At 72.6% G+C, this 25352-nt stretch carries 23 protein-coding genes; 14 read left to right on the forward strand and 9 right to left on the reverse strand.

Translation table 11 applies throughout. The features are described 5' to 3' along the window. Window positions 1–858, forward strand: coding sequence for an ABC transporter permease (locus tag ACFC1T_RS06955; protein WP_375884559.1), 858 nt, complete (start codon window positions 1–3; stop codon window positions 856–858). 157 nt (window positions 859–1015) lie between these two features. On the opposite strand, the gene greA is transcribed toward ACFC1T_RS06955, so the two are convergent. After that, on the reverse strand, window positions 1016–1516 hold the full coding sequence (greA, locus tag ACFC1T_RS06960; protein ID WP_375884562.1) for a transcription elongation factor GreA: 501 nt from the start codon (window positions 1514–1516) through the stop codon (window positions 1016–1018). A 342-nt stretch (window positions 1517–1858) separates the two neighbouring features. Beyond that, window positions 1859–2272, reverse strand: coding sequence for a DUF4307 domain-containing protein (locus ACFC1T_RS06965; protein ID WP_375884564.1), 414 nt, complete (start codon window positions 2270–2272; stop codon window positions 1859–1861). 240 nt (window positions 2273–2512) lie between these two features. On the opposite strand from ACFC1T_RS06965, the gene mca reads away from it, so the two are divergent. From mca to ACFC1T_RS06985, 4 genes are all read left to right on the forward strand, one after another. Then, window positions 2513–3418, forward strand: coding sequence for a mycothiol conjugate amidase Mca (gene mca / locus ACFC1T_RS06970; RefSeq protein ID WP_375884567.1), 906 nt, complete (start codon window positions 2513–2515; stop codon window positions 3416–3418). A 48-nt stretch (window positions 3419–3466) separates the two neighbouring features. Next, complete coding sequence (locus tag ACFC1T_RS06975; protein WP_375884569.1) at window positions 3467–3658, forward strand: hypothetical protein; 192 nt, start codon at window positions 3467–3469, stop codon at window positions 3656–3658. A gap of 128 nt (window positions 3659–3786) precedes the next feature. Beyond that, complete coding sequence (locus ACFC1T_RS06980) at window positions 3787–5844, forward strand: thioredoxin domain-containing protein (protein WP_375884572.1); 2058 nt, start codon at window positions 3787–3789, stop codon at window positions 5842–5844. Between the two features lie 53 nt (window positions 5845–5897). Beyond that, complete coding sequence (locus ACFC1T_RS06985; protein WP_375884574.1) at window positions 5898–6761, forward strand: GNAT family N-acetyltransferase; 864 nt, start codon at window positions 5898–5900, stop codon at window positions 6759–6761. Between the two features lie 27 nt (window positions 6762–6788). On the opposite strand, the gene ACFC1T_RS06990 is transcribed toward ACFC1T_RS06985, so the two are convergent. After that, the gene (locus ACFC1T_RS06990; RefSeq protein ID WP_375884576.1) at window positions 6789–7166 is read right to left on the reverse strand and encodes a hypothetical protein; all 378 of its coding nucleotides are present in this window, start codon (window positions 7164–7166) and stop codon (window positions 6789–6791) included. A gap of 170 nt (window positions 7167–7336) precedes the next feature. On the opposite strand from ACFC1T_RS06990, the gene ACFC1T_RS06995 reads away from it, so the two are divergent. Both ACFC1T_RS06995 and ACFC1T_RS07000 read left to right on the forward strand, forming a co-directional pair. Next, window positions 7337–8929: an alpha/beta hydrolase gene (locus ACFC1T_RS06995; protein ID WP_375884579.1), complete on the forward strand. Its 1593-nt coding sequence runs from the start codon at window positions 7337–7339 to the stop codon at window positions 8927–8929. Then, window positions 8926–9546 (forward strand): hypothetical protein, encoded by a 621-nt coding sequence (locus tag ACFC1T_RS07000; RefSeq protein ID WP_375884581.1) that lies wholly within the window; start codon window positions 8926–8928, stop codon window positions 9544–9546. The genes ACFC1T_RS06995 and ACFC1T_RS07000 overlap by 4 nt, the downstream gene beginning before the upstream one ends. A gap of 10 nt (window positions 9547–9556) precedes the next feature. Here ACFC1T_RS07000 and ACFC1T_RS07005 read toward each other — a convergent pair whose 3' ends face one another. Further along, window positions 9557–10483: a hypothetical protein gene (locus ACFC1T_RS07005; protein ID WP_375884874.1), complete on the reverse strand. Its 927-nt coding sequence runs from the start codon at window positions 10481–10483 to the stop codon at window positions 9557–9559. Window positions 10484–10745: 262 nt separating this feature from the next. Between ACFC1T_RS07005 and ACFC1T_RS07010 the strand changes: the two genes are divergently transcribed. Further along, window positions 10746–11420, forward strand: a complete 675-nt coding sequence (locus tag ACFC1T_RS07010) for a papain-like cysteine protease family protein (protein WP_375884583.1) — start codon at window positions 10746–10748, stop codon at window positions 11418–11420. An 8-nt stretch (window positions 11421–11428) separates the two neighbouring features. Beyond that, window positions 11429–12307 carry a hypothetical protein gene (locus ACFC1T_RS07015; protein ID WP_375884585.1) on the forward strand — a complete coding sequence of 293 codons (879 nt, stop codon included), beginning with the start codon at window positions 11429–11431 and terminating at the stop codon, window positions 12305–12307. Window positions 12308–12363: 56 nt separating this feature from the next. Here ACFC1T_RS07015 and ACFC1T_RS07020 read toward each other — a convergent pair whose 3' ends face one another. Both ACFC1T_RS07020 and ACFC1T_RS07025 read right to left on the reverse strand, forming a co-directional pair. Beyond that, window positions 12364–13020 carry a TetR/AcrR family transcriptional regulator gene (locus tag ACFC1T_RS07020; protein WP_375884587.1) on the reverse strand — a complete coding sequence of 219 codons (657 nt, stop codon included), beginning with the start codon at window positions 13018–13020 and terminating at the stop codon, window positions 12364–12366. Between the two features lie 8 nt (window positions 13021–13028). Continuing rightward, entirely contained in the window at window positions 13029–14561 is a 1533-nt protein-coding gene (locus tag ACFC1T_RS07025; RefSeq protein WP_375884590.1) for an MFS transporter, read from the reverse strand. A 313-nt stretch (window positions 14562–14874) separates the two neighbouring features. Between ACFC1T_RS07025 and ACFC1T_RS07030 the strand changes: the two genes are divergently transcribed. Further along, window positions 14875–15510, forward strand: a complete 636-nt coding sequence (locus ACFC1T_RS07030) for a hypothetical protein (RefSeq protein WP_375884591.1) — start codon at window positions 14875–14877, stop codon at window positions 15508–15510. Here ACFC1T_RS07030 and ACFC1T_RS07035 read toward each other — a convergent pair. Continuing rightward, window positions 15481–16173 carry a hemolysin III family protein gene (locus tag ACFC1T_RS07035; protein ID WP_375884593.1) on the reverse strand — a complete coding sequence of 231 codons (693 nt, stop codon included), beginning with the start codon at window positions 16171–16173 and terminating at the stop codon, window positions 15481–15483. The two genes, ACFC1T_RS07030 and ACFC1T_RS07035, sit on opposite strands and share 30 nt — an antisense overlap. Before the next feature lie 285 nt (window positions 16174–16458). Here ACFC1T_RS07035 and ACFC1T_RS07040 point away from each other — a divergent pair, with 285 nt between their 5' ends. Beyond that, entirely contained in the window at window positions 16459–18285 is a 1827-nt protein-coding gene (locus ACFC1T_RS07040) for a phosphoenolpyruvate carboxykinase (GTP) (RefSeq protein WP_375884595.1), read from the forward strand. Between the two features lie 186 nt (window positions 18286–18471). On the opposite strand, the gene ACFC1T_RS07045 is transcribed toward ACFC1T_RS07040, so the two are convergent. Beyond that, the gene (locus tag ACFC1T_RS07045) at window positions 18472–19686 is read right to left on the reverse strand and encodes a pyridoxal phosphate-dependent aminotransferase (RefSeq protein WP_375884597.1); all 1215 of its coding nucleotides are present in this window, start codon (window positions 19684–19686) and stop codon (window positions 18472–18474) included. A 322-nt stretch (window positions 19687–20008) separates the two neighbouring features. Here ACFC1T_RS07045 and ACFC1T_RS07050 point away from each other — a divergent pair, with 322 nt between their 5' ends. Further along, complete coding sequence (locus ACFC1T_RS07050; RefSeq protein WP_375884600.1) at window positions 20009–20725, forward strand: prepilin peptidase; 717 nt, start codon at window positions 20009–20011, stop codon at window positions 20723–20725. A gap of 101 nt (window positions 20726–20826) precedes the next feature. Here ACFC1T_RS07050 and ACFC1T_RS07055 read toward each other — a convergent pair whose 3' ends face one another. After that, window positions 20827–22452: a chitinase gene (locus ACFC1T_RS07055; protein ID WP_375884602.1), complete on the reverse strand. Its 1626-nt coding sequence runs from the start codon at window positions 22450–22452 to the stop codon at window positions 20827–20829. A 375-nt stretch (window positions 22453–22827) separates the two neighbouring features. On the opposite strand from ACFC1T_RS07055, the gene ACFC1T_RS07060 reads away from it, so the two are divergent. Both ACFC1T_RS07060 and ACFC1T_RS07065 read left to right on the forward strand, forming a co-directional pair. Next, a complete protein-coding gene (locus tag ACFC1T_RS07060; protein WP_375884604.1) occupies window positions 22828–23622 on the forward strand; it encodes an isoprenyl transferase in 795 nt (264 codons plus the stop codon). Window positions 23623–23850: 228 nt separating this feature from the next. Further along, window positions 23851–25185 carry a PhoH family protein gene (locus ACFC1T_RS07065; protein WP_375884607.1) on the forward strand — a complete coding sequence of 445 codons (1335 nt, stop codon included), beginning with the start codon at window positions 23851–23853 and terminating at the stop codon, window positions 25183–25185. Window positions 25186–25352: the final 167 nt, after the last annotated feature.

Below are 25352 nucleotides of genomic sequence, written 5' to 3' on the forward strand. Positions count from 1 at the left end.
ATGAGCACCTCCACCGAGCACGCCATCGGCGCGGCCATGCCGACGCCCCGCCGGGGCCTGTCCGCGACCCTGCACGACTCCTGGGTGGTCGCCAAGCGCAACCTGCGCAGGATGTCCCGGATCCCCGAGATCGTGGTGTTCGGGCTCATGCAGCCGGTCATGTTCGTGCTGCTGTTCTCGTACGTCATGGGCGGGGCGATCAAGATCCCCGGGACGAACTCCAGCTCCCACACGTACATCCAGTTCCTGATGGCCGGCATCTTCGCCCAGACCGTCACCTTCGCCGTCGCCGGCGCCTCGGCCGGCATCGCGGAGGACATGACCAAGGGCCTGGTGGACCGCTTCCGCTCGCTGCCGATGGCCCGCTCCGCGGTGCTGGTCGGCCGTACCCTCGCGGACCTGTGCCAGACCGCCTTCACGCTCGTCGTGCTGGCGCTGGTCGCGCTGCTGGTCGGCTGGCGGATCCACGAGGGGGTGCTCAAGGCGCTCGGCGCCTTCGGGCTGCTGCTCCTGCTCGGCTACGCCTTCTCCTGGATCGGCGCGCTGATCGGCCTCTCGGTGCGCAGCCCCGAGGCGGCCACCTCGGCCGGGCTGATCTGGCTGTTCCCGCTGACCTTCATCTCCAACGCCTTCGTGCCGGTCAGCTCGATGCCGGGGTGGCTGCAGGGCGTCGCCTACTGGAACCCGTTCAGCGCGACCGTGCAGGCCTGCCGGGACCTCTTCGGCAACCAGGTCGGCCCGGTGGACAGCGCCTGGCCGATGCAGCACGCGGCGCTGGTGTCGGTGCTGTGGTCGGTGGTGATCACGGCGGTGTTCTCGTGGCTGTCGGTGCGCAAGTACCGCTCGGCGGCGGGCTGAGGGGCGCGGCCGCGGCTGCGCTTTCGGCTTACGGTCCGGCTCCGGGTTCCGCTCCGGCTCCGGGTTCCGCTTCCGTCGGCCGGAGAGGCGTGAGGGCGGTTGCGGAGTCCCCTACGGACTCCGCAACCGCCCTCCGGCGGTGCTGCTCGGGGCCGGGTCAGCCGGCGTGCGGCACGACCTTGACGATCTTCACCATGGCGGGCTTGCCGTTCGGCAGCTCGTAGGTGGCCTCGTCACCGATCTTCTTGCCGTCGATCGCGCGGCCCAGCGGCGACTGCGGCGAGTAGACGTCGACGGCGTCGGCGCCCGCGACCTCGCGCGAGGCGAGCAGGAACTCCATCAGGTCGTCCTCGTCACCGTCGAACGCGACCGTGACGACCATGCCCGGGGCCACCACGCCGGAGTCGGCCGGGGCCTCGCCAACCTTGGCGCGCTCCAGCAGCTGGGTCAGCTGGCGGATGCGCAGCTCCTGCTTGCCCTGCTCCTCCTTCGCCGCGTGGTAGCCGGCGTTCTCCTTGAGGTCGCCCTCCTCGCGCGCCGCCTCGATCTTCTGGGCGATCTCGATGCGCCAGGGCCCGGTCAGGTGATCCAGCTCGGCCTTGAGCTGGTCGTAGCCGGCCTGAGTGAGCCAGGTCACGTTCTCGCTGGTCTGGGTCACGGGTGCTCCTCGTAGGTGCTGGGGCTGAGCTGAGGGTGTGAGTCGTCAGCAGGGTCGACGATGATATTGGTCGTAACTACAAAGCAACGCCCGCTCCCGTACCATCCGGTGCGGAAGGGGCGAAACCACGAGCCTAACAAGTCCTGCGGACAAGCGGGAGAGGCGTTGGCGCGGCATTGACGGTGGCGTTGCGCCACGGTGTACGGCAACCGGCTGCGGGACTTCCTACGGATGCCCGTTCCGGCGGGTGAGTATGCGTACCCGCTGCGTTCCGGCCGCTTTCCCGCCACGGCCCCGCCACGTCCCCGCTGCTCCGCCGGGTGGACTCCGCGTGCCGCGCCGTTACTTCGCCGGGGTGCAGCCGAGCAGCTCGGCGGTGGTGCCGCGGGCGGTGGTGCGCAGGGTGACGGTGGCCTCGTAGCTGGACCCGGCCGCGGGGACCGGGAAGTCGGCCACCCCGACCACCCCGTGGTCGTCGCCCTGCGAACGGACCGTGCAGGTGCCGGCCGTCCCGTCGCTCTTGCGCACGCTGAGGTGCAGCTGCACCTCAGAGTCGGAGAGCACCTGGAAGGTCGGCACCGAGCCGTTGATCTTCGACTCGCGCAGCAGGTAGGAGCCGCCCAGCCAGGCGATCAGCCCCAGGCCGAGCACGCCGCAGACCGCGCCGACCACCTTGAGCCGACGGTCCGACTCGCCGTCGCCCCTCCGGCCGTAGCGCCCCTCGGGCAGCTGCGTCGCGGTGCTCTGTGCAGTCATCGGACTCCGTCCTCTCCTCGGGAGGAGCCGCGCGGGTGGTGCGGGGGAATGCGACGGACCTCCATTCCGTCACTATAGGAGGGGCACGCCCGCGGCCGGTCCGGCGGGGGCGGGGCCCGGCCGTGCCGGAGACCTGCCGCAGGCCGGCCCCGCGGCGACGTGGTCCCGAAGTGAGCGGTTCGTACGGTGGGCAGACCGGACTTCGCGGAACGCCCGACGATGTGGAAGGAACGCAAGGCGTTGACTGAGCAGTTGCGACTGATGGCGGTGCACGCCCACCCGGACGACGAGTCCAGCAAGGGCGCGGCCACCATGGCCATGTACGTCGAGCACGGTGTGGACGTGCTCGTGGCCACCTGCACGGGGGGCGAGCGCGGGTCGGTCCTCAACCCCAAGCTGCAGGGGGACCCGTACGTCGAGGAGAACATCCACGAGGTGCGCCGCAAGGAGATGGACGAGGCGCGGGCGATCCTCGGCGTCAAGCAGGCCTGGCTGGGCTTCGTGGACTCCGGCCTGCCGGAGGGCGACCCGCTGCCCCCGCTGCCCGAGGGCTGCTTCGCCCTGGAGGACGTCAAGGAGGCGGCCGAGCCGCTGGTCCGGCTGATCCGTGAGTTCAAGCCGCAGGTCATCACGACCTACGACGAGAACGGCGGCTACCCGCACCCGGACCACATCATGACCCACAAGATCACCATGCTGGCCTTCGACGCCGCCGGCGACCCGGACGCCTACCCCGAGGCCGGCGAGCCCTGGCAGCCGCTCAAGCTCTACTACAACCACGGCTTCCCGATGGGCCGCATCCGCGCCCTGCACCAGTACCTCACCGAGCACGGGCACGACTCCCCGTACGGCGAGTGGATCGCGGGCTGGGAGAAGAGCGGCCGCCAGGAGCGCGAGATCACCACCCGGGTGCGCTGCGACGACTGGTTCGAGACCCGCGACCGCGCGCTGATCGCCCACGCCACCCAGATCGACCCGGACGGCCCGTGGTTCCGCGTCCCGCTCGACGTCCAGCGCGAGGTCTGGCCCACCGAGGACTACGAGCTCGCCCGTACCCTGATCGACGTGGACCTCCCGGAGGACGACCTGTTCGCCGGACTGCGCACCCCCACGCTGGCGGCCGAGGCCGCCGACGCGCGCGACTGACCCACCCCCGACGGCCCGGCTCGGCGTGAGCCGGGCCACCATAGAGATATGAGCGCCCCCGTGAACCTCGTCCACCTCGCCGCTGACCTCGCCGTCGACGACGCCAAGGTCACCCCCGGTCTCCTCGGCTTCGTCGTCTTCGCCGCCCTCGGCGTGGCGACGTGGTTCCTGGCCAAGTCGATGAACCGCCAGTTCAAGAAGGTCAACTTCACGGAGGAGCCGGAAGCCCCCAAGGAGTAGCCCCTCCCGCCCGGGGCCCCACGGCCCCGGGCGAGGGCGCGACGCGCCGCCGGCCCGGCCCCGGGGGAAGCCGGCCCGGCGGGGCGGCCTGACGCCTGCGGGGCCCGTCGTGCGGGAGGATGGGGGCCATGCCGAACCGTCTCGCGGACGCGACCTCGCCGTACCTGCTGCAGCACGCCGACAATCCGGTCGACTGGTGGCCCTGGGGGCCGGAGGCCTTCGCGGAGGCCGAGCGGCGGGGGGTGCCGGTGCTGCTGAGCGTCGGCTACGCGGCCTGTCACTGGTGTCATGTGATGGCGCACGAGAGCTTCGAGGACGCGGAGCTCGCCGGGTACCTGAACGAGCGGTTCGTCGCGGTCAAGGTGGACCGGGAGGAGCGGCCGGACGTCGACGCGGTGTACATGGAGGCCGTGCAGGCGGCGACCGGGCAGGGCGGGTGGCCGATGACGGTCTTCCTCACGCCGGGTAAGGAGCCGTTCTACTTCGGCACCTACTTCCCGCCCGCCCCGCGGCACGGGATGCCGTCCTTCCGGCAGGTGCTGGAGGGCGTGGACGCGGCCTGGCGGGACCGGCGGCAGGAGGTCGGCGAGGTCGCCGCGCGGATCCGGGCCGACCTCGCGGAGCGCGCCGCCGTCTACTCGGCCGGCGCCCACCACCCGCCCGCCGACGCAGACCTGCACCAGGCCCTGGTCACCCTCAGCCGGGAGTTCGACCAGGCCCGTGGCGGCTTCGGCGGGGCCCCCAAGTTCCCCCCGGCCATGGTGATCGAGTTCCTGCTCCGCCACCACGCCCGGACCGGCTCCGAGGCCGCCCTGGAGATGGCCGTCCGCACCGCCGAGGCGATGGCCCGCGGCGGCATCCACGACCAGCTCGGCGGCGGCTTCGCCCGCTACGCCGTGGACGCCGACTGGGTGGTGCCGCACTTCGAGAAGATGCTGTACGACAACGCCCTGCTGCTGCGCGCCTACCTGCACCTGTGGCGGGCCACCGGCTCCGCGCTCGCCCGTCGGGTCGCGCTGTCCACGGCCGACTTCCTGCTGCGCGAACTCCGCACACCCGAAGGCGCGTTCGCGTCCGCGCTGGACGCCGACAGCCTCGACGAGGAGACCGGCGCCTCCGCCGAGGGCGCCTACTACGTGTGGGAGCCCGGCCAGTTGGTCGACCTGCTCGGCCCGGCCGACGCGGCCACCGCCGCCCGGCTGTTCACCGTCACCGCCGACGGCACCTTCGAACACGGCACCTCCGTGCTCCAACTCCTCACCGACCCGGTGGACTTCGCCGAGTACGAGGAGATCCGGCAGCGGCTGCTCCAGGCCCGGGCGGCCCGGCCCGCACCCGCCCGCGACGACAAGGTGGTCGCCGCCTGGAACGGCCTCGCCATCGCCGCCCTCGCCGAGACCGGCGCCCTGCTGGAGCGCCCCGACCTCGTCGAGGCCGCCGAACGCGCCGCCGACCTGCTGCTCGCCGTCCACCTCACCCCCGACGGCCGGTTGCTGCGCACCTCCCGGGACGGCCGCCCCGGCACCAACGCCGGTGTCCTGGAGGACTACGCCGACACCGCCGAGGGCTTCCTCGCCCTCTACGCCGTCACCGGCGAGGCGGAATGGCTCCAACTGGCGGGCGGCCTGCTCGACACCGTGCTCAAGCACTTCACCGACGAGGACTCCGGCGCCCTCTACGACACCGCCGACGACGCCGAGGAACTCATCCGCCGCCCCCAGGACCCGACCGACAACGCCACCCCCTCCGGCTGGACCGCCGCCGCCGGCGCCCTCCTCGGCTACGCCGCGTACACCGGCTCCGAGCGGCACCGCACCGCCGCCGAACGCGCCCTCGGCATCGTCGGCGCCCTGGCCGCCCGGGCCCCCCGGTTCATCGGCTGGGGCCTCGCCGTCGCCGAAGCCCTGCTCGACGGGCCGCGCGAGGTCGCCGTCGTCGGCCCGGCCGACCACCCGGCCACCGCGGCGCTGCGCCGGGCCGCGCTGCTCGGGACGGCGCCCGGCACCGTCGTCGCGGTCGGCGAGCCGGGCGAGGCCGCCGCCGAGGTGCCGCTGCTGGCGGACCGCCCGCTGGTCGGCGGCGCGCCCGCGGCGTACGTCTGCCGGCACTTCGCCTGCGAGGCGCCCACCACCGATCCGGCGGTGCTCGGCGAGCGGCTCGGCGTCGTCGTGGCCGTGGGCGAATAGTCGTGGGCGAATAACCGTTGGCGCACGGGCGCCGAGCGGGGTGAGGATGGTCCATGACCTGGACGCTCAGCACCTCGCTCGACGACTTCCGCCACCACGCGGGCGACTTCCTGGCCACCCGCCCGGCCGAGAACACCGTCCTGCTCACCGTCGCCCACCGGCTCGCCGGAGCCGGCCTCGACGCCTTCGGGGAACGGCCGCCGGTCTTCGGCTGGTGGCGGGCCGGACCGGGCGGACCGGTCGAGGGCGCCTTCCTGCAGACCCCGCCGTTCGCCCCCCGGCTCTCCGCCATGCCACCGGCCCTGGCCGCCGAGCTGGCGGTCCGCCTGGCCGAGGCCGGCCCCGGGTTCACCGAGGTCGCCGGAGTCGGCGGCGGGGCCGAGCCGGTCCGCGCCTTCGCCGAGGCCTGGACGGCCGCCACCGGCATCGACCACTCCGTCCGGGTCGAGGAGCGGCTCTACCGGCTCGGCCGGCTCACCGACCCGCCGCGCCCGCCCGCCGGCCGGCCCCGGCTCGCCGGACCGCCCGACCGGGAACTGGCGATCCGCTGGTACGAGGAGTTCCTGCGCGAAGTCGAGATCGCCCCCTCCGACGTGGCCCGGGCGGTGGACGACAAGCTGGCCTCCGGCAGCCTCCACCTCTGGGAGGACGCGGGCACCCCGGTCGCCCTGGCCGGCGCCAGCCCCGTGCTCGCCGGAATGTCCCGCATCGGCCCGGTCTACACCCCCGCCGACCGCCGCGGCCGCGGCTACGCCAGCGCCGTCACCGCGGCGGCCTCCGCCCACGTGCTCGGCCTGGGGGCGCAGGAGGTGCTGCTCTACACCGACCTCGCCAACCCGACCAGCAACTCCATCTACCAGCAGATCGGCTACCGGCCGGTGGAGGACTGCCTGGTGGTGGACTTCCGGACGCCGTAACGGAGTTGCGCGGAACGCGGCAAGGCGTCACGCGTCCCTGGTGAGGTGGACGCCGGCCACCCCGGCCACCTTCGTCTCGAACGGGTCGTGGGACGCCGCCGCCGGTGGCGGCAGGTGGTCGGCGTTCCGGTGGTCGGTGTTCCGGTAGTCGTGCGCGCAAGTGATCAGATGGCCCCCGGCGGTCTTCATGTCGGTGGCGAGCCCGTCCAGCAAGGTCTTCCACGCACTGCCGCACCCCGTCAGCGCCGCCCCGCTCTGCCACCCGGCCAGGCTCCCGGCGGCCGTGGCGCTCGGCTCCGCGAGCTTCGCCGTCTCCTCGGGGACCTTCCCGGCGACCGTCAGCGCATTGTTCCCGGCGGCGGTCAACTCGCCTGGTTTGACGGTGAATCCCGGGTCCTGTCCCATGCGGTTTCCCCCTGACAGCCGTGTCGGTCGCGGACGCTATGGTAGCTGTGAGTGTCGTGGGGGACACAGGGCACACAGGGGGTGCGGGGATGGACATCGCAAGCCTGAGGAACGCCAGACCGGCGGACCTGTACACGGCCGCAGGGGCGTACGACACGTTGTGCAAGGCCATGGCGCAACACGCCACGGACTGGAAGAGCGGGACCGCCGACCGGGCCCACGGCTCCCAGTGGTCGGGGCCGGCGGCCGACGCCGCGATGCCGGTGCTCGACGGTTTCACCGGCAAGATGCGTGCGGCGGTGACGGAGCTCGGCCTGATCGGCAAGGAGATCCGTGACTGCGCCGATGCCATGACGCTGGCCCAGGGCAGGCTCACCACCGCACTGTCGGACGCGCAGGCGAAGGGCTTCACGGTCAGCGACACCGGTGCCGTGAGCTGGCCCGCGTCGACCAACCCGTACCAGGCGCCGGACTGGGAGGCCAAGCAGAGGACGGCCGCCGACGGGATCAGCAAGCAGATCGCCAAGGCGCTGGCCGACGCGGCGGAGGCCGACGACGCCCTGACCGCCGGGCTCAACAGGTTCGCCGGGCACGCCAAGGACAAGTCGGGCCTGGACGAGAAGACGGCCGGCGCCGATGCGTACATGGAACAGTTCGGCGATGCGTCCAACCCGGAGTGGCGGCGGAACATGCCGCTCAAGGGCGCGCCTGCCACCGAGGTCAACTCCTGGTGGAAGGGGCTCGGCCCGCAGGGCCAGCAGTGGTTCCTCAGCCACCACCCGGAGGTGCTCGGGAATCTGGACGGCATTCCGGCGGAGGTGCGGGACAGGGTGAACCGCGACCAACTGGACCATCTGATGAAGGACATCAGGGACAAGAAGCCGGGGGAGCTGAACTCCGGCGAGAAGCACTTCCTCGCGCTCTACGGGCCCATCGACAAGCGCCTTTCGGAGAACACGGGGAAGGAGCCGCCGATCTACTTGCTCGGCCTCGGAAGTGAGGGCCAGGGGCGGGCGATCCTCTCCTACGGGAACCCCGACACCGCCACCGACATCTCCGCCTACGTCCCGGGGATCACCACCACCATGGCGAGCCTCGGGCCTGGCGAGAACGACGGGACCAACGAGGCGGAGAACGGTCTCAACCTCTACCGCGCCGCGAGCGGCAAGGCCCGGGCCGGCCATTCCGTCGCCTCCGTGGTCTGGCTCGGTTACGACTCGCCGGGAATGGACTTCGGAGCCGCGTCGACGAAGGCGGGCAAGGACGGTGCCCCGGCGTACGCGAACTTCCTGAGCGGAGTGCGGGCGAGCCACGAGGGCACCCAGCCCCCGCACGTCACCGCGGTCGGGCACAGTTACGGGTCGTACCTGGTCGGTCAGGCGACCAGGCTCGCCACCCAGCCGGGGTCGCACTACGTGCCGCCGGACGACGTGGTCTTCATCGGCAGCCCGGGTGTCGGTGTGGACAAGGCCGCCGACCTCAGGATGCCCGCTGGTCACGTCTGGGTCGGTGCCGCCGACAACGACGTCGTGACGCACGCCCCGTCGAAGTTCAGCCTCGACCCGGACGAGCGCTGGTACGGCAGGGACCCGTCCAGCAAGCATTTCGGTGCGAACCGCTTCACCGTCGACGACTGGAGCCGTGGCAACCCCGTCGATGCGCACACCAAGTACCTGAACGGGCGGGGCGGGCCCTCGCTGGACAACATCGCGGCCGTCGTCACGGGCAGCGGGGGCGTCACACTGCAGGGTCAACGCGGGTGAAGCGGCCGCGACGCACGCTGGGCTGTTCCGTGGCGGCGGTGGTCGTCCTGGCCACCGGGGTGGGGCTGTTCTACAACGGGTACGGCCCGATGGCCCTGATGGACCGGGGCGCCGGCCTGCTGAGCCCGAGTGAGGCGAAGGCGCACCTCGACGAGACCCTGCGGGCGGCCATGGCAGCGATCAGCCCGCCGCTGGCCTACTCCGGCGGTTCCTACATCGTGGACCGACGTCAGGAGCACGCCGACGGCGAGCCGAACCTGCGCTCCGACGTCCGTGAGGTGGCGTTGGTCCGGACGAAGGTGGTGCCCGCGAAGGTTCCGGTGTTGTTGGACCGGATGACGCAGTTCTGGGGCGGGGATTGCCGGCGCTCCGACACCACCACGGGCAGTCAGACGACGCAGTACAGCCAGCTTCACTGCCCCGGGCGGGGGAGCACCCTGTTCACGGTCTCGGTGACGACCGTCACCGCCGACTCGGCCGTGACGGTGGACCTGAGCGCGGATGCCTTCGGGGTGTACTACCGGTCCGAGCAGGACTACGGCGCCCCTCCGATCGGCGAGCGAGAGGCCGGCCGGTCCCCCGCCCCCGACGTCGACGACCCGTACTGGTCGCACTGACCTCGCCGCCTCACTCCCAGTCCCAGCGGATCCCCAGGATGCACGGGCGGATCGCCGTGGCTACCAGGTGGACGCAGTGGTGGCCGTCGAGGGTCAACTCCTCCGTCTCGTACGGGGCTGCGCCGGGGGAGTGGAGGGCGATGCGGTGGCAGCGGACGGGGAGGGCGGCGGGGTGGAAGGTGATCTGGAGGACGTACTGGCCGGCGCCGGAGTTGAAGCCGCGGACGTACTCGCAGCTGGGGGTGGGGGAGGGGGCGTCGTCGAAGCCGTAGCCGAGGAGGTGGGTGTCGCCGGCGCGCAGGCGGCGGTCGAGGAGGAGTTCGGCGGCGAGGAGGTGGTGGGTCTGGTCGCGGCGGATGCGGCCGGGGCGGCAGTTCTCCTCGGCGCGGACGCCGACGAGGGCGGTGTCGCTGCCGGGGTCGCCCTGGTGGAGGGCGAGGTAGCGGTCGATGCCGTCGCGGTGGGCGCGCAGGGCGTGTTGGGAGTCGCGGCGGGTGAGTTGGCGGTCGGGGCCGACGCGGATGCGTTCGATGTGGGTGATGGTGTGCAGGCCGGTGTCGCGGGGGCCGGCGAGGACGGCGAGCAGGCCGTCGACGGCGGTGGGTGGGGAGATCAGGTCGCGGTAGGGGCGGACGGGGGGTCCGGCGGCCGCGGCGGTGCGGCGGGGGCCGAGGAGCCGGGTGAGGGAGTGCTCGGGGAGGTCGAGGACGTCTTCGAGGGCGGCGACGGCGCGTAGTGATTCGGGGCGTTCGGGCCGGCGGCGCCCCTGTTGCCAGTAACTGAGGCTGGTGAGGCCGACGTTGACGCCGCGCAGGGCGAGGTGGCGGCGGATGCGGTGCAGGGCGAGGCCGCGGGTGGCGATGGCGGTGCGCAGGGCGAGGTGGAACGGGCCGGTGCGCAGGGCGGCGGCGAGGTCGGCTGGGTCGCTTCGGTGGATGGCGGCCTCCTGGCGGGCGCGGACCGGGTTCCGGGTTTTGACCGTGAATATTCACATCCGGGCGGCGGTTTGTCACCGGTCCGGGCAGCTCGCGCCGGGGTTTCCCGGCTGCGGTTCACATCCGCGCGGGCCCGTTCACAGCGCGGTCGGGGCCGGTCCGGGGCCGTTGACCGGGCCCGGAGTGCGGCGCGATGCTCGGGGCGCGATCCGGACCGCGCCCCCCACAGCACCTCGCTCCACTCGTGCAAGGAGGCATTCCCCCATGCCAGTTCCACGGATACGGCTGCGCCGTGCGGTCTCGCTGCTGGCCCTGGGCGTGCTGGGCCCGGCGCTGACCGCCGCGGTGAGCACCCCGGCGTCGGCCACCCCCACGGCCGCCCCCGCCCCCGCCCTCCACCGGGCCGCGCACCAGGCCCGCCCGGCGGCGGCGCCCGGCAGCACGGCCGATCTGGCCGGCACGTTCAAGAAGCTCAACATCACCATGCAGCAGCAACAGCAGACCAACTGGTGCTGGGCGGCGAGCGGGAACACCATCGCCACCTGGTTCGGCTACAACTACAGCCAGAACCAGTTCTGCAACGCCGCGTTCGGCCGCTCGGTCGACTCCAGCTGCCCCAACAGCCAGGCCTCGCTGGCCGACGTGCAGAACGGGCTGGACTGGGTCGGCATCAACCCGGGTTCGTACGTCACCGGGTACCTGCGCTACACCACCGTGCAGTCCGAGGTGGACGCCAACCGTCCGATCGAGACGCGCATCCAGTGGAGCTCGGGCGGCGGGCACATGCACGTCCTGTACGGGTACGACACCGGCAACAACTGGGTCTACTGGGGCGACCCGTGGCCGTCCAACTACCGCTACAACTGGGCGGACTACTCGTACTACGTGAACAACAACACGTTCTCCTGGACCCACTCCCTGTACCGGATCGGCGCGTGAGGACGACCATGACCGAGCTCAGTACGGCCCGCCGGGCCGCCGTCACCGTCCTGCTCGCCGCCGGCCTCGCGCTGGCGCTCGCCCCGGCCGCGCAGGCCGACGCACCCGGCGCACCCGCAGCGGGCGCACCCGCACCGGTGCCCGCCGCCGACCTGGCCGGGGCCCGCAGCGCCGTCCAGGACCCGGCGGTGCTCGACAAGGTGGGCCACTTCTTCGCCCGCAAGGGCGTCCCGCCGACCCGACAACTGACCATCGGTGCCGCCGAGGAGGCGAAGGCGGCGAGCGACGCGGCGCCCCGCCTGGCCGGGGACACCGTGCCGGTCTACACCCTGGACGCCGGTTTCGTGTCAGGCACCCCGGGCGCACCGGTGGCGAAGGCCGAGTTCACGGCGAGCAAGGTGGTCGCGGGGGACGGGCAGAGCGCCTCGGTCTGGACGGTCCGCCAGGGCGACTCCTGGCGGGTCGTCAACATCGCCTCCGGCGGTGACGAGAGCGACTACGCGGCGAAGGCGGCCGGTAGCGGCGGCGGTACGGCCTTCCGGGAGCCGCAGGTCAACGCCTGGTACGTGCTGCGCGACGGCCGGGTGCTGCCGCTGGACGACGAGGCCCGGCGCTCGGTGGGCGCGGGCGGGGTGTCGCTGGCCGGGTACCAGCAGCTGGTGCACCAGCGGTACGGGGACAAGCTGCCCGGCTCGGCGTACGACCGGGAGGGCAAGGGCGGCGGCTACGAGGTGAACGCCGCGGGGGCGGCCGAGGCTGCCCCGGTCGCGGCAGCCGGGCCGGACGGCGGCTCGGCGCTGCCGGCCGTGACGGCGGCCGCCGCGCTCGGCGCCACCGCGCTGGTGGGCGCCGGCGCGGTACTGCGGCGCAGGCGGGGCAACCGCTGAGACCGCGACGGGGCCCGGCTCTCCATCGAGCCGGGCCCCGTCACGTCACTGTGCGCTCATACCCCGGCGAAGCCGCTCTCCAGCAGCGCGAAGGTGCGGTCGACCAGGTCGGCGATGTCCTCCCGGCCGTCCTGCGCGGCCCACTGGAGCACGGCCTCGGCGGTGGCGGCGCCGATGGCGGCGGCCGTGACCCGCATCTCGTACGTGGGGTGCTCGACGCCCGCCCGCCGGGTGAGGACGGAGAGGTACAGCTCGTGCGGGCTGTTGCCGGTCCGGAACAGTCCGGCGCGCAGCGCGGGGACCTCGGTGACCAGCCGCATCCGGGTCAGCAGTTCCTGGCGTTCGTGCTGGAGCAGGGCGCGGATCAGGCCGATGAGGGCCTCCCGGCAGGACCGCAGGAAGGGTTCGTCGGCCGGCCGGGCGAGCAGGGCGGCGATCATCGCCGGGTCGTACTCGTCGGTCAGGACGAGGTCCTCCTTGGTGGCGAAGTACCGGAAGAGGGTGGAGGGGGAGATCTCGGCGGCGGCGGCGATCTGCTCGACCGTGGTGTTCTCGTAGCCCTGCTCGGCGAACAGGCGGTAGGCCTCGCGGCGCACGGTCTGCCGGGTCTTCAACTTCTTCCGCTCGCGCAGCGACAGCGGCGCCTCCAGCAGTGCCTGGACCGGGTTGGTCGGGGCGTCCGGGAGGGCCGCGGTCGGCTGCTCGGTCTTCATGGCCCCGATTATCGGTGATCTCCGGCGGTGGCGGGTTCGGGCCGGTCGGCGGGGGTGTCCCGGGTGGGTTCCCCGGCCGGCATCCGGGCCGCGACCAGGACCGCCGAGAACGCCGCGACCAGCCCGGCGACCAGCAGGACCAGCCCCATCCCGTGCACGTACGCCACGTGTGCCGCGGCGGCGAGCGCCGGCCGCCCGCTCTCCCGGGCGACGGCGTCGGCGGCGACCACCGACGCCCCGGCCCGGTGCGCCGCCTCGGCGGGGAGCCCGCCGGTGTCCAGCGCGCCCCGGTAGGACCCGGCCAGCAGGCTGCCGAAGACGGCGATCCCGATCGCGCCGCCGACCTGCCGCAGGGTCTGGAGCAGTCCGGAGCCGACGCCGGCCCGGGCGGGCGGCAGGGTGATCAGGGCGGAGCCCTGGGCGGTGATCAGGGCCAGGCCCATGCCGAGGCCGAGGACGGTGAGCCAGGGCGCGGCCCGCCCGTACCCGTCGGCGCTGCCGGTGCGGCTGCCGAACAGCAGGGCGGCGGCGAGCAGGGCCAGGCCGAGGGTGATCACGGCGCGGGCGCCGAGCCGCGCCACCAGCCGTTCGCTGAGCCGGGCGGCGACGAGCAGGCCGAGCATCATGGGCATCAGCCGCAGTCCGGAGCCGAGGGCGTCGGTGCCGAGCACGCTCTGGAAGTAGAGCGGCAGGACGAAGAAGGCGCCGAACAGGACGAGTGAGATCAGGGTGGCGGCGACCGAGGACCAGCGGAAGGTCGGGTCGGCGAGCAGGGCGAGGTCGAGCATCGGATCGCTCCGGCGGCGGCTGCGCAGCACCAGGGCGGTGAGCAGCACCACCGAGCCGGCCAGGGTGGTGAGCACCAGGAGGTCGGCCCAGCCGCGGTCGGAGCCCTCGATGATGCCGTAGGTGAGCGCGCCGAGGCCGGTGGCGGCGAGGGCGGTCGCGGGCAGGTCGATCCGGGGTGCGGCGGGGTTGCGGGTCTCGGGCAGCAGCAGGAGGCAGGCGACCATGCCGAGCACGGTGAGCGGGACGTTGACGGCGAAGACCGAGCCCCACCAGAAGTGCTGGAGCAGCAGGCCGCCGATCAGCGGCCCGAGCGGGGCGCCGCCGGCGATCGCGGCGGAGAGGATCGCGGTGGCCCGGCGGCGCTCGCCGGCCGGGAAGATCCCGGGGATGACCGCCAGCGACATCGGCATGACCAGGGCGGCGGCCAGGCCCATCGCGGCGCGGGCGGCGACCAGGGTGCCGGGCGAGTCGGTGAGCATGCCGACGGCGGAGGCGAGTCCGAACAGGGCGAGGCCGACGGTGAGCGTGCGGCGGCGGCCGATGCGGTCGCCGAGCAGGCCGGCCGGGAGCATCGCGGCGGCGAAGACCACGGTGTAGGCGTCGACGATCCACTGCTGCTGCCCGGTGGTGGCCTGCAACTGCGAGGCCAGGGTGGGCAGGGCGACGTTGAGGATCGTCATGTCGAAGCTGATCACCAGGACGCTCAGGGCGACGGCGACCAGGGCGAGCCAGCGGCGCGGGTCGGCGGGCACGGAGACCTCCAGGGACTGCGGTTCGAGAAAGCTTCTGTCAAATGACAGTAACTCTCAAAAGAGGCCGACCGTCAATTCGAAGGCGGTGCGATGATCTGATCACTCTCCGTGGTGTGTCCTGGAAGTGCTGCTTCCGCACAAGGAATTGACGCAACGTTGATCTGTCGTTCGCCGCCCCGGGGCGGCTCCGGGTGACTGTCGGTAGATACCATGTGGCAATCGGTCAGTGCTGGCCGGACGCGTGCCGAGAGCGGAGAAGGGGTGGGGCGGCAGGAGCCGACCACGAGCCCGGCGCCGGGAAAGGGGAGCCGAAGTGGCCGACAGTGACGACAGGCAGGCGCGTGCCCAGGTGTGGGGCGGGGCCGTGGTGGTGGGTTCCGCACTGGCCGTGGTCGCGGCCTACCTGATCAACGGGGCGCCCCTGGTGCTCGTGGTCGCCGGGATCGAGACGCTGCTGGTCATGGTGTACGTCGGCCGGCGCTGGCAGGCGACGCACCGGCGGCCGTCCCGGGCCGGGCACCGGCCGCGGCGCGGCATCCCGGACGCCGCGCACTGCGAGCGCTGCCGCCGGGCCCGGGAGGCGCTGGACGAGCGGCAGGCGCGCGGCCGGGTCGGAGCGGCGGCCGGGACGGTGCTGCCGGAGTCCGCGGCGGCGGTGCGCCCCGGGCGGTCACGGTCGCAGGCGCAGCAGACGCGGGAGACGCAGCAGGCGAGGGAGACGCAGCAGGTCCAAGAGGCGCAGCGGGCACGGTCGCAGCACGTGGTCGGCCCGGAGCCGGATCCGGAGCCGGGCGCCGCCGACCACCCGCCGTACCCGCGCCGCCCGCAGGCCCGCACCGGGTACGAGCGGCCCTGGACGGCCGAACGGGCGGCCACCCGGTCCACGGACCGGACGACCGCCCGTCGGGGTGCGCCGGGTTCAGCCGGCCGCGCTGTACGCCACCAGTGAGACGCCGACGTACTGGACGATGAAGGCTCCGAGGGTGAAGGCGTGGAACACCTCGTGGAAGCCGAACCAGCGCGGTGAGGGGTTGGGCCGCTTGAGCCCGTACACCACGCCGCCGATGCTGTAGAGCACCCCGCCGACGATCATCAGCACCAGGACGGCGACCCCGCCGGTGCGCAGGAAGTCCGGCAGGAAGAAGGCGGCGGCCCAGCCCAGCGCGATGTACACCGGGGTGTACAGCCAGCGCGGCGCGCCGACCCAGAACACCCGGAAGGCGATCCCGGCGAGCGCCCCGCCCCAGGCGACCCAGAGCAGTATCTGCTGGTCGGCGCCGTTGAGCAGCAGGATCGTGAACGGCGTGTAGGTGCCCGCGATGATCAGGAAGATGTTCGCGTGGTCCAGCCGCCGGAGCACGGCGTCCCCGCGCGGGCCCCAGTCGAAGCGGTGGTAGACCGCGCTGACGCCGAACAGCAGCCAGGCGCTGACCGAGTAGACCGCGCAGGCGATCTTGGCCGGTGTGGAGTCGGCCAGGCAGATCAGCACGATCCCGGCGGCGACGGTGGCGGGGAACATCCCGGCGTGCAGCCAGCCGCGCCACTTCGGCTTGTCCTCCCGGCGCTCGGCCGGGTCCTCCCCAGTGCTCTCCGCGAGCGCAGCAGCAGTCATGGGCAGCATGCTACCTGCTACCTACGGCACCGTAGGTTACTGACGCGTAAGGAAGTGGTGCTCATCACTCTTGGACGTTTTGGAGCAATCGGAGTGTGGCGCCGCACACTCCGGCTCGGACGTGAGGGACGGGCTACTGGCCGGTAATCGTACTTACTGTAGTAAAAGATGCGTCAATTTCGCCGCAGTGCCGCGTTGGAGGCCAATAGCCGGGTCTACGCTGCAAGCACCCTCAGACCCCCGCTACGCCGTCTCCCCGCCGGGACGGCGTGAAACGGAGCGATCGTGTCGTACGAGATCTCTGCTCTCAGCGCATCCGCGCCCACCCGCCACAAGCAGCTGCTCGCTTGGGTGAGCGAGATCGCCGAGCTCACCCAGCCGGACCGCATCGAGTGGTGCGACGGTTCCGACGAGGAGTACCAGCGCCTCGCGGACCTGCTGGTGGCTCAGGGCACCTTCAAGAAGCTGAACGAGGAGAAGCGCCCCAACTCCTACTACGCCGCCTCGGACCCGTCCGACGTCGCGCGCGTGGAGGACCGCACCTTCATCTGTTCCGAGCAGGAGAAGGACGCCGGACCGACCAACCACTGGAAGGCCCCCGCCGAGATGCGCGAGGTCTTCCAGGGCGAGCAGGGCCTGTTCCGCGGCGCGATGAAGGGCCGCACGATGTACGTCGTGCCCTTCTCGATGGGCCCGGTCGGCTCCCCGCTGGCCGCGTACGGCGTCGAGATCACCGACTCCGCCTACGTCGCGGTGTCGATGCGCGTGATGACCCGCATGGGCAAGGCCGTGCTGGAGCAGCTCGGCGAGGACGGGGACTTCGTCAAGGCCGTGCACACCGTCGGCGCCCCGCTCGCCGAGGGCGAGGCGGACGTGCCGTGGCCGTGCAACAGCACCAAGTACATCTCGCACTTCCCGGAGACCAGGGAGATCTGGTCCTTCGGTTCCGGCTACGGCGGCAACGCCCTGCTCGGCAAGAAGTGCTACGCGCTGCGCATCGCCTCGACCATGGCCCGCGACGAGGGCTGGCTGGCCGAGCACATGCTCATCCTCAAGCTCACCCCGCCGTCCGGTGAGGTCAAGTACGTCGCGGCCGCCTTCCCGTCGGCCTGCGGCAAGACCAACCTGGCCATGCTCCAGCCGACCATCCCGGGCTGGAAGGTCGAGACCATCGGCGACGACATCGCCTGGATGCGCTTCGGCGCGGACGGCCGCCTCTACGCCATCAACCCCGAGGCCGGCTTCTTCGGCGTCGCCCCCGGCACCGGCGTGGACACCAACGCCAACGCCATCGACACCCTCTGGGGCAACACCGTCTTCACCAACGTCGCCCTCACCGACGACGGCGACGTGTGGTGGGAGGGCCTGACCGAGGAGCCCCCGGCGCACCTCACCGACTGGCGCGGCAACGACTGGACCCCCGAGTCCGGCACCCCCGCCGCCCACCCGAACGCCCGCTTCGCCGTCCCGGCCGCGCAGTGCCCGACCATCGCCCCCGAGTGGGAGGACCAGGCGGGCGTGCCGATCTCGGCGATCCTGTTCGGCGGCCGCCGGGCCACCGCCGTCCCGCTGGTCACCGAGTCCTTCGACTGGCAGCACGGCGTCTTCCTGGGCGCCAACATCGCCTCCGAGAAGACCGCCGCCGCCGAGGGCACCGTCGGCGAGCTGCGCCGCGACCCGTTCGCGATGCTGCCGTTCTGCGGCTACAACATGGGCGACTACTTCGCCCACTGGCTGGAGGTCGGCGCCCAGGCGGACGCCGCCAAGCTGCCGAAGATCTACTACGTCAACTGGTTCCGCAAGAACACCGAGGGCAAGTTCGTCTGGCCCGGCTACGGCGAGAACAGCCGCGTGCTCAAGTGGATCGTCGAGCGCCTGGAGGGCACCGCCGACGGCGTCGAGACCCCGATCGGCGTGCTGCCGAAGGTCGAGGGCTTCGACCTGGGTGACCTCAAGCTGTCCGAGGAGGACCTCGACCTGCTCTTCACCGTGGACGCCGACATCTGGCGCCAGGAGGCCGCGCTGGTGCCGGCCCACCTGGAGCTGTTCGGCGACCACACCCCGAAGGAGCTGTGGGACGAGTACCGGAGCCTGGTCGCGCGCCTCGGCTGAGCCTGAGCCTCAGCCGAGCGAGAGGTCGGCGCGCGGCACGAACCGCGCGCCGACCGAGTGGCAGGACGGCCGGAGTTCCGCCGGGTGGTCTTTCCCCGACCAAGGAGACCACCTGGGCCCGGGACTCCGGCCGTAGTGTTTTCCCGCGCGTGCTCCCCACGCGCGTTTTCCCGCCGGTAGGGCGGGTCAGGGCTGGGTGTAGCCGCTGAGGAAGTCGCCGATCCTGGTCACCGCGTCGGTGATCTCCTCCGGCCGCGGCAGCGTGACCAGCCGGAAGTGGTCCGGCTCGGGCCAGTTGAAGCCGGTGCCCTGGACCAGCAGGATCCGCTGGGAGCGCAGCAGGTCGAGCACCATCTGGGCGTCGTCCTTGATCTTGTAGACCTTCGGGTCCAGCCGGGGGAAGGCGTACAGCGCGCCCTTCGGCTTGACGCAGCTCACGCCCGGGATCTGGTTGAGCAGCTCGTACGCGGCGTCGCGGGAGGCGAGCAGCCGGCCGCCGGGCAGCAGCAGGTCCTTGATCGACTGCCGTCCGCCGAGCGCGGCGGCCACCGCGTGCTGGGCCGGCATGTTGGCGCACAGCCGCATCGAGGCGAGCACGGTCAGGCCCTCGATGTAGCTGCGGGCGCGCTGCCGGTCGCCGGAGAGCACCATCCAGCCGGAGCGGAAGCCCGCGACCCGGTAGGCCTTGGACAGTCCGTTGAAGGTGACGCAGAAGAGGTCCGGGGCCAGGGTGGCCAGCGGGACGTGCTCGGCGTCGTCGTAGAGGATCTTGTCGTAGATCTCGTCCGCGTAGACCACCAGCTGGTGCCGGCGGGCGATCTCGGCGATGCCCTCCAGCACCTCGCGCGGGTAGACCGCGCCGGTCGGGTTGTTCGGGTTGATCACCACGATGGCCCTGGTCCGGTCGGTGACCTTGGCCTCGATGTCGGCGAGGTCCGGGTACCACTCGGACTGCTCGTCGCAGCGGTAGTGCACGGCGGTGCCGCCGGCCAGCGAGACCGAGGCCGTCCACAACGGGTAGTCCGGCGCGGGGACGAGTACTTCGTCGCCGTCGTCCAGCAGTGCGGTCATGGCGAGCTGGATCAGCTCGGAGACGCCGTTGCCGAGGAAGACGTCGTCGACCGAGAGGCCGTGCAGGCCGCGGTCCTCGTAGTGCATCACCACGGCGCGGCGGGCCGAGAGCAGGCCCTTGGAGTCGCCGTACCCGTGCGCGTTCGCGAGGTTGCGCAGGATGTCCTGGAGGATCTCCGGGGGCGCCTCGAAACCGAAGGTGGCCGGGTTGCCGGTGTTGAGCTTGAGGATGCGGTGGCCCTGTTCCTCCAGCCGCATCGCCTCGTCGAGCACCGGGCCGCGGATGTCGTAGCAGACGTTGGCGAGCTTGCTGGACTGGATGACCTGCATGCCTGCCTACTTTAGGGGCACGCCGGGGCTCGGCGCCGGGTGTCCGGGGAGACGGCTCGCCGGGCTCGGAAGAGCCTCCTTGGATCGCCAGGCGGGGGTGTCGAACGGCCTTCCAAACCGCTGCCCGAATGTCCGTAATGCTCGCGTATGCGAGGAACGCCGTCGATCTCTGCGGTGGATTCTTCGCCGGAACGAGACGGACGGCACACCGGCCGTCCGCCCCGGGCGGGAAGATGGGGCCGGTCGGTCGGCCGGTCGGCGGGGAGAAGCCGTCGGGGAGGGGCCGACCGGGAGAAGTCGACGGGGAAGCGGGGGAGTGCCGGTGGTGACGGTCGTGGCCGGAGCGGTGCTGGCCGCTCTCCTGGTGGCTCCCGCGCTGCGCGCGCTGGTCGCCCGGTTCGCCGTGCCCGAGGGCGAACCCTGGTGCGAGGCCTGCCCGTTGTGCGGGCGCCCGGTGGGGCGGCTGCTGCCGCCGACCGGTCGCTGCCCGGGCTGCCGGGAGCGGTTGGGGGCCGGCCCGGGGGCGGTGGAGGCGGTCGCCGCGGCGGTCGCGGTCGCGGTCGCCTGCGCGGCGGACGGCCCGCAGGCGGCGGCGCTCGCCTGGGCGGGCGCGCTCGGGGTGGCGCTCGGCTTCACCGACGCCCGGGTGCGCCGGCTGCCCTACCGGCTGACCGGGCCGCTGCTGGCCGGGGTGGCCGTGCTGCTGGCGGTGGCGGCCCTGGCCGAGGGGCGCCCGGGGGTGCTGCTGCGCTGCCTGCTGGTCGCGCTGGCGGTCGGCGCGCTGCTCGAAGTGGCCGTCCAGATCGGCGCGTTGGGCCCCGGTGACTCGCCGCTCGGGCTCGCCCTGGGCGGGCTGCTGGGCTGGTACGGCTGGTGGGTCGCGATCGGCGGGCTGGCCGCCGCGGTGGTGCTCGCCGGCCTGTGGGGCACCCTGCGGGTCGCCGCCCTGCTGGTCCGCCGTCGCCCGTGGCGCGGGCTGGAGGTCCCGGTCGGCCCCTTCCTGCTGCTGGGCGCGCTCACCGCGGTGCTCGCGCGGTAGCGGAAGGGCCCGTCGTACCGGTCCGGTACGACGGGCCCGCCGTCGGCGCGCCGGCCCCACCCTCAAGGAGTGGCGCGCCGTGGGGAGTTGGGCCGAGTGCCTCAGGGCATCTTGTGGACGAACGGGCCGACCGTGTTGGAGAAGGCGTTGCCGTTGTTCGCGTCCCAGTTGGTGGACCAGGTCATCGCGCCCCGGATGGTGGGCCACTTGGCCGGCGGCACGAAGCTGCCGCAGTTGTTGCCGGTGGCCAGGCAGTTGAGCGCGTTGTTCACCACCGACGGGTCGACGTAGCCGCCGCCGGCCGCCTTGCCGGAGGCCGGGACGCCGATGCCGACCTGGTCGGGCCGCAGGCCGCCCAGGATGTGGGTGCAGACCTGCGAGGTGATGAAGTCGATCGTGCCCTGGTTGTAGACCTTGCCGTCGCAGCCGTTCATGCCGCCCGAGTTGTAGAACTGGGTGTTGACGACGGTCAGGATGTCCTTGGTGGCCAGCGCCAGCTGGAAGTAGGCACCGGCGGTGCTGTACATCCCGATGGTCTCGGGGGCCATGGTCAGCACGAAGCCGGGGCCGACCTTGGCCTGCAGGGAGTGCAGCGCGGCGCCGAGCGGGCCGGCCTGGACGCCGTTCTCCAGGTCGACGTCGACGCCGTCGAAGCCGTAGTCCTTGATGATCGCGTAGGCGCTGTCGGCGAAGTTCGCCCCGGCGGTGGCGTCGCCGACGGTGATCGCGCCGTTCTGGCCGCCGATGGAGAGGACGACCTTCTTGCCGGCCGCCTGCTTGGCCTTGATGTCGGCGCGGAACTGGGCGTCGGTGTAGCCGCCGAGCGCCTTGGACAGGGCCGGGTCCAGGGTGAAGCTGATCGCGCCGGTCCGGGTCGGCACGGCGTCGGCGAAGGAGACCGCGATGATGTCGTACGCGCTCTGCACGTCGCCCAGGCGCTGCGGGGTCGAGCCGTTGTCGAAGTTCTGCCAGTAGCCGGTGACCGCGTGGGCCGGCAGGCCGGTGGCCGGCGGGGTGGTGCCGGTCGGGGTCGGCGTCGGGGTCGGCGTGGCCGTGGGGGTGGGCGTCGCGGTGGGGGTCTGAGTCGGCGTCCCGGTCGGGGTCGGGGTCGGGGTCGGGGTCGCCGTGGCGGTCGGGGTGGCGGTGGCCGTCGGCGTCGGCGTCGGGGTGGCCGTCGGGGACGGCGTGGAGGTGCCGCCCGGGCCGACCAGCGCGACGTCGTCGGCGAGGTAGGCGCTCTGCCCGTACCAGCCGTGCAGGTAGACGGTGACGCTGGTGGCGTTCGCCCCGGTGGTGAAGGTGCTGGTCAGCTGGTTCCAGCTGGTCTGGTTCGACCAGGTGGACGGATCCGTCCCGCCGGTGCCGCGCGCACCGAGGTAGACGTACGGGCCCTGCACCCAGGCGCTCAGGGTGTAGCTGGTGTTGGGCAGCACGCTGATGGTCTGGGTGCACTCCGCGGTGTCGCCCGCGCCCGGGGCGGCCTGCAGCGCACCGGTACCGGAGTGGACCGGCGCCGACACCGCGGCCGCGCCGCCGGTGCAGGACCAGCCGGACAGTCCGCTCTCGAAGCCGCCGTTGGTGACCAGGTTGCCGTCCGCCGCGCTGGCGCCGCCGGCGAAGAGGGCGAGGCCGCCGCCGGCCAGGGCGAGGGCGGTGGCGCCGGCCGCGAGGGCCGGCAGGGGGCTGCGCCGGCGCCGGTGCGCGGGCTGCTGCGGGGTACGGGCCATGGGGTGACGCTCCTGGGGGAGGAGCGGCCGCCGCGGTGGGGGGCGCGGCGGCCGCGTGTGGGGGAGGGGAGGTCCGCGGGTGACTCCGGGGGCGGGATTGTTTCGTTCCGCCTCGGGTCAAAAGCTGGACTAGACCATTGCCGGTCGTCAAGGACGTGACAACCGGCTTACGGCTCCCTTAAGGAATCGGAGACCGTTCCGTGTCCACCCCGGGCACACCGCCCCGCAGGCCCTGACACACCCGTCGCGACAGACTTCGTACAGGACCGTGACCAGACCGCTACCTGCGGCTTTACCGCGTGCCTGCGCGCGGGAGTAGGCTGCGCCGGGGCGGTGACGCACCTGCCTGAACGAGTACGGAGGGGCCGGGAAACCATGGGTCTGCGCGATGTCGCCGAACGGACGCCGGGGCTGCGCACCCTGCTGGGCGGGATGTACGGGCTCTACGGCCGACGGGTCGAGGTCCACCTCGCGCGCACCCCGCACCACATCGGCGTGATCCTGGACGGCAACCGCCGCTGGGCCAAGGCCGCCGGCGGCTCCACCGCGTACGGCCACCAGCGCGGCGCCGACAAGATCAGCGAGTTCCTCGGCTGGTGCGACGAGACCCACGTCAAGGTCGTCACCCTGTGGATGCTCTCCACCGACAACCTGGACCGCCCCGCCGACGAGCTGGTCCCGCTGCTCGGCATCATCGAGGACGCCGTCACCGGCCTGGCCGCCGCCCGCCGCTGGCGGGTCAACCCGGTCGGCGCGCTGGACCTGCTCCCCCAGCACACCGCCGACGTGCTCAAGCGCGCCGCCGAGGAGACCGCCGGGATCGACGGCATCACCGTCAACGTCGCGGTCGGCTACGGCGGCCGGCACGAGATCGCCGACGCCGTCCGCTCGCTGCTCCAGGAGCACGCCGGGCGCGGCACCCCGATCGAGGAACTCGCCGAGATCCTGACCGTCGAGCACATCTCCGAGCACCTCTACACCGCCAACCAGCCCGACCCGGACCTGATCATCCGCACCTCGGGCGAGCAGCGGCTGTCCGGATTCCTGCTCTGGCAGAGCGCCCACAGCGAGTTCTACTTCTGCGAGGCGTACTGGCCGGCCTTCCGCAAGGTCGACTTCCTGCGCGCGCTGCGCGCCTTCGAGCAGCGGAACCGGCGGCTCGGCCTCTGATCAGGGCCCCTCGGCCGCGCCTCCGGGCGAAATGACCGCCGTAGGCCTGGCCTACCCGGGCCGCGCGCGAGGCCAAACGTTCACCGGCAATGATCCGTCAGTTCGCCGGGGGCGCGAATGCACCGCCCCCCGCCTGGGAATACTCCAGTCAGTCCGGTCCCGAGGCCACCGGGGCAGCGGGGGCCGGCTTGCCGCGGATGACGCAGGGTCATCCGCTCTGGAGGCCTAGTGGTCAGTTCGAAGAGCCGCCGGACACCAGACCGGCGCACGTACGTTCTCGACACCAGCGTGCTCCTGGCGGACCCGCTCGCCATGACCCGCTTCGAGGAGCACGAGGTCGTCCTCCCGGTGGTGGTCGTCACCGAGCTGGAGGCCAAGCGCCACCACCCCGAGCTGGGCTACTTCGCCCGCCAGGCGCTGCGCCTGCTCGACGACTACCGCATCCGCCACGGCCGGCTCGACGAGCCGATCCCGGTGGGCGAACTGGGCGGGACGATCCGGGTCGAGCTCAACCACTCGGACGTCTCGATACTGCCGGCCGGCTACCGGGCCGGCGGGGGCGAGGCGGACACCCGGATCCTGGCGGTCGCCCGCAACCTCCAGGCCGAGGGCTACGACGTCACCGTCGTCTCCAAGGACCTCCCGCTGCGGATCAAGGCCAGCTCGGTGGGCCTGCTCGCCGAGGAGTACCGGGCCGAGCTCGCGATCACCTCCGGCTGGACGGGCATGTCCGAGCTGCACGTCGGGGCCGAGCAGGTCGACGCGCTGTTCGCGGCCGGCCACGACGCCGCGGTGGACATCGACGGGGTCGAGGAGCTCCCGGTGCACACCGGGCTGGTGCTCACCTCGGAGCGCGGCCGGGCACTCGGCCGGGTCACCGGGGACGGGCGGGTCCGGCTGGTGCGCGGCGAGCGCGAGGCGTTCGGGCTGCGCGGGCGCAGCGCCGAGCAGCGGGTGGCGCTGGACCTGCTGCTCGATCCGGACATCGGCATCGTGTCGATGGGCGGCCGGGCCGGGACGGGCAAGTCGGCGCTGGCGCTGTGCGCCGGGCTGGAGGCGGTGCTGGAGCGGAGGCAGCACCGCAAGGTGATGGTCTTCCGGCCGCTGTACGCGGTCGGCGGCCAGGAGCTCGGCTACCTGCCCGGCAGCGAGGCGGAGAAGATGGGCCCCTGGGCCCAGGCGGTCTTCGACACCCTCTCGGCGGTCACCACCCCCGACGTGATCGAGGAGGTCATCGGCCGCGGGATGCTGGAGGTGCTGCCGCTGACCCACATCCGGGGGCGTTCGCTGCACGACGCCTTCGTGATCGTGGACGAGGCCCAGTCGCTGGAGCGGAACGTCCTGCTGACGGTGCTGTCCCGGATCGGCCAGGGTTCGCGGGTGGTGCTCACCCACGACGTGGCGCAGCGGGACAACCTCCGGGTCGGCCGGTACGACGGCGTGGTCGCGGTGGTGGAGAAGTTGAAGGGGCATCCGCTCTTCGCGCACATCACGCTCACCCGCTCGGAGCGGTCGCCGATCGCGGCGCTGGTCACGGAGATGCTGGAGGACATCAACCCGTGAACCACCCCTGAGCGGGACATAGTCGGACAATAGGTTCAACTTGTGGCGCGGGGCCCGCTCCTGACGGAGCGGGCCCCGTCCCTTTCATCACATCGAGTGCTTTCTGTCCGAAGAACTTCCCTACGGTGAATGTGACATGCGCCACGCAGGCGGGAATTGCGTCGACA

It is taken from the genome of Kitasatospora sp. NPDC056076 (assembly GCF_042266305.1).
In the GTDB taxonomy this organism is placed as follows: Bacteria; Actinomycetota; Actinomycetes; order Streptomycetales; family Streptomycetaceae; genus Kitasatospora.

What these genes read in the sequence shown, in the direction of transcription:
- ACFC1T_RS06955 (WP_375884559.1), top strand. Translation starts at nt 1, where the DNA reads ATGAGCACCTCCACCGAGCACGCCATCGGCGCGGCCATGCCGACGCCC.
- ACFC1T_RS06965 (WP_375884564.1), bottom strand. Translation starts at nt 2,272, where the DNA reads ATGACTGCACAGAGCACCGCGACGCAGCTGCCCGAGGGGCGCTACGGC.
- ACFC1T_RS06975 (WP_375884569.1), top strand. Translation starts at nt 3,467, where the DNA reads ATGAGCGCCCCCGTGAACCTCGTCCACCTCGCCGCTGACCTCGCCGTC.
- ACFC1T_RS06980 (WP_375884572.1), top strand. Translation starts at nt 3,787, where the DNA reads ATGCCGAACCGTCTCGCGGACGCGACCTCGCCGTACCTGCTGCAGCAC.
- ACFC1T_RS06985 (WP_375884574.1), top strand. Translation starts at nt 5,898, where the DNA reads ATGACCTGGACGCTCAGCACCTCGCTCGACGACTTCCGCCACCACGCG.
- ACFC1T_RS06990 (WP_375884576.1), bottom strand. Translation starts at nt 7,166, where the DNA reads ATGGGACAGGACCCGGGATTCACCGTCAAACCAGGCGAGTTGACCGCC.
- ACFC1T_RS06995 (WP_375884579.1), top strand. Translation starts at nt 7,337, where the DNA reads ATGGCGCAACACGCCACGGACTGGAAGAGCGGGACCGCCGACCGGGCC.
- ACFC1T_RS07010 (WP_375884583.1), top strand. Translation starts at nt 10,746, where the DNA reads ATGCCAGTTCCACGGATACGGCTGCGCCGTGCGGTCTCGCTGCTGGCC.
- ACFC1T_RS07015 (WP_375884585.1), top strand. Translation starts at nt 11,429, where the DNA reads ATGACCGAGCTCAGTACGGCCCGCCGGGCCGCCGTCACCGTCCTGCTC.
- ACFC1T_RS07020 (WP_375884587.1), bottom strand. Translation starts at nt 13,020, where the DNA reads ATGAAGACCGAGCAGCCGACCGCGGCCCTCCCGGACGCCCCGACCAAC.
- ACFC1T_RS07035 (WP_375884593.1), bottom strand. Translation starts at nt 16,173, where the DNA reads ATGACTGCTGCTGCGCTCGCGGAGAGCACTGGGGAGGACCCGGCCGAG.
- ACFC1T_RS07045 (WP_375884597.1), bottom strand. Translation starts at nt 19,686, where the DNA reads ATGCAGGTCATCCAGTCCAGCAAGCTCGCCAACGTCTGCTACGACATC.
- ACFC1T_RS07055 (WP_375884602.1), bottom strand. Translation starts at nt 22,452, where the DNA reads ATGGCCCGTACCCCGCAGCAGCCCGCGCACCGGCGCCGGCGCAGCCCC.
- ACFC1T_RS07060 (WP_375884604.1), top strand. Translation starts at nt 22,828, where the DNA reads ATGGGTCTGCGCGATGTCGCCGAACGGACGCCGGGGCTGCGCACCCTG.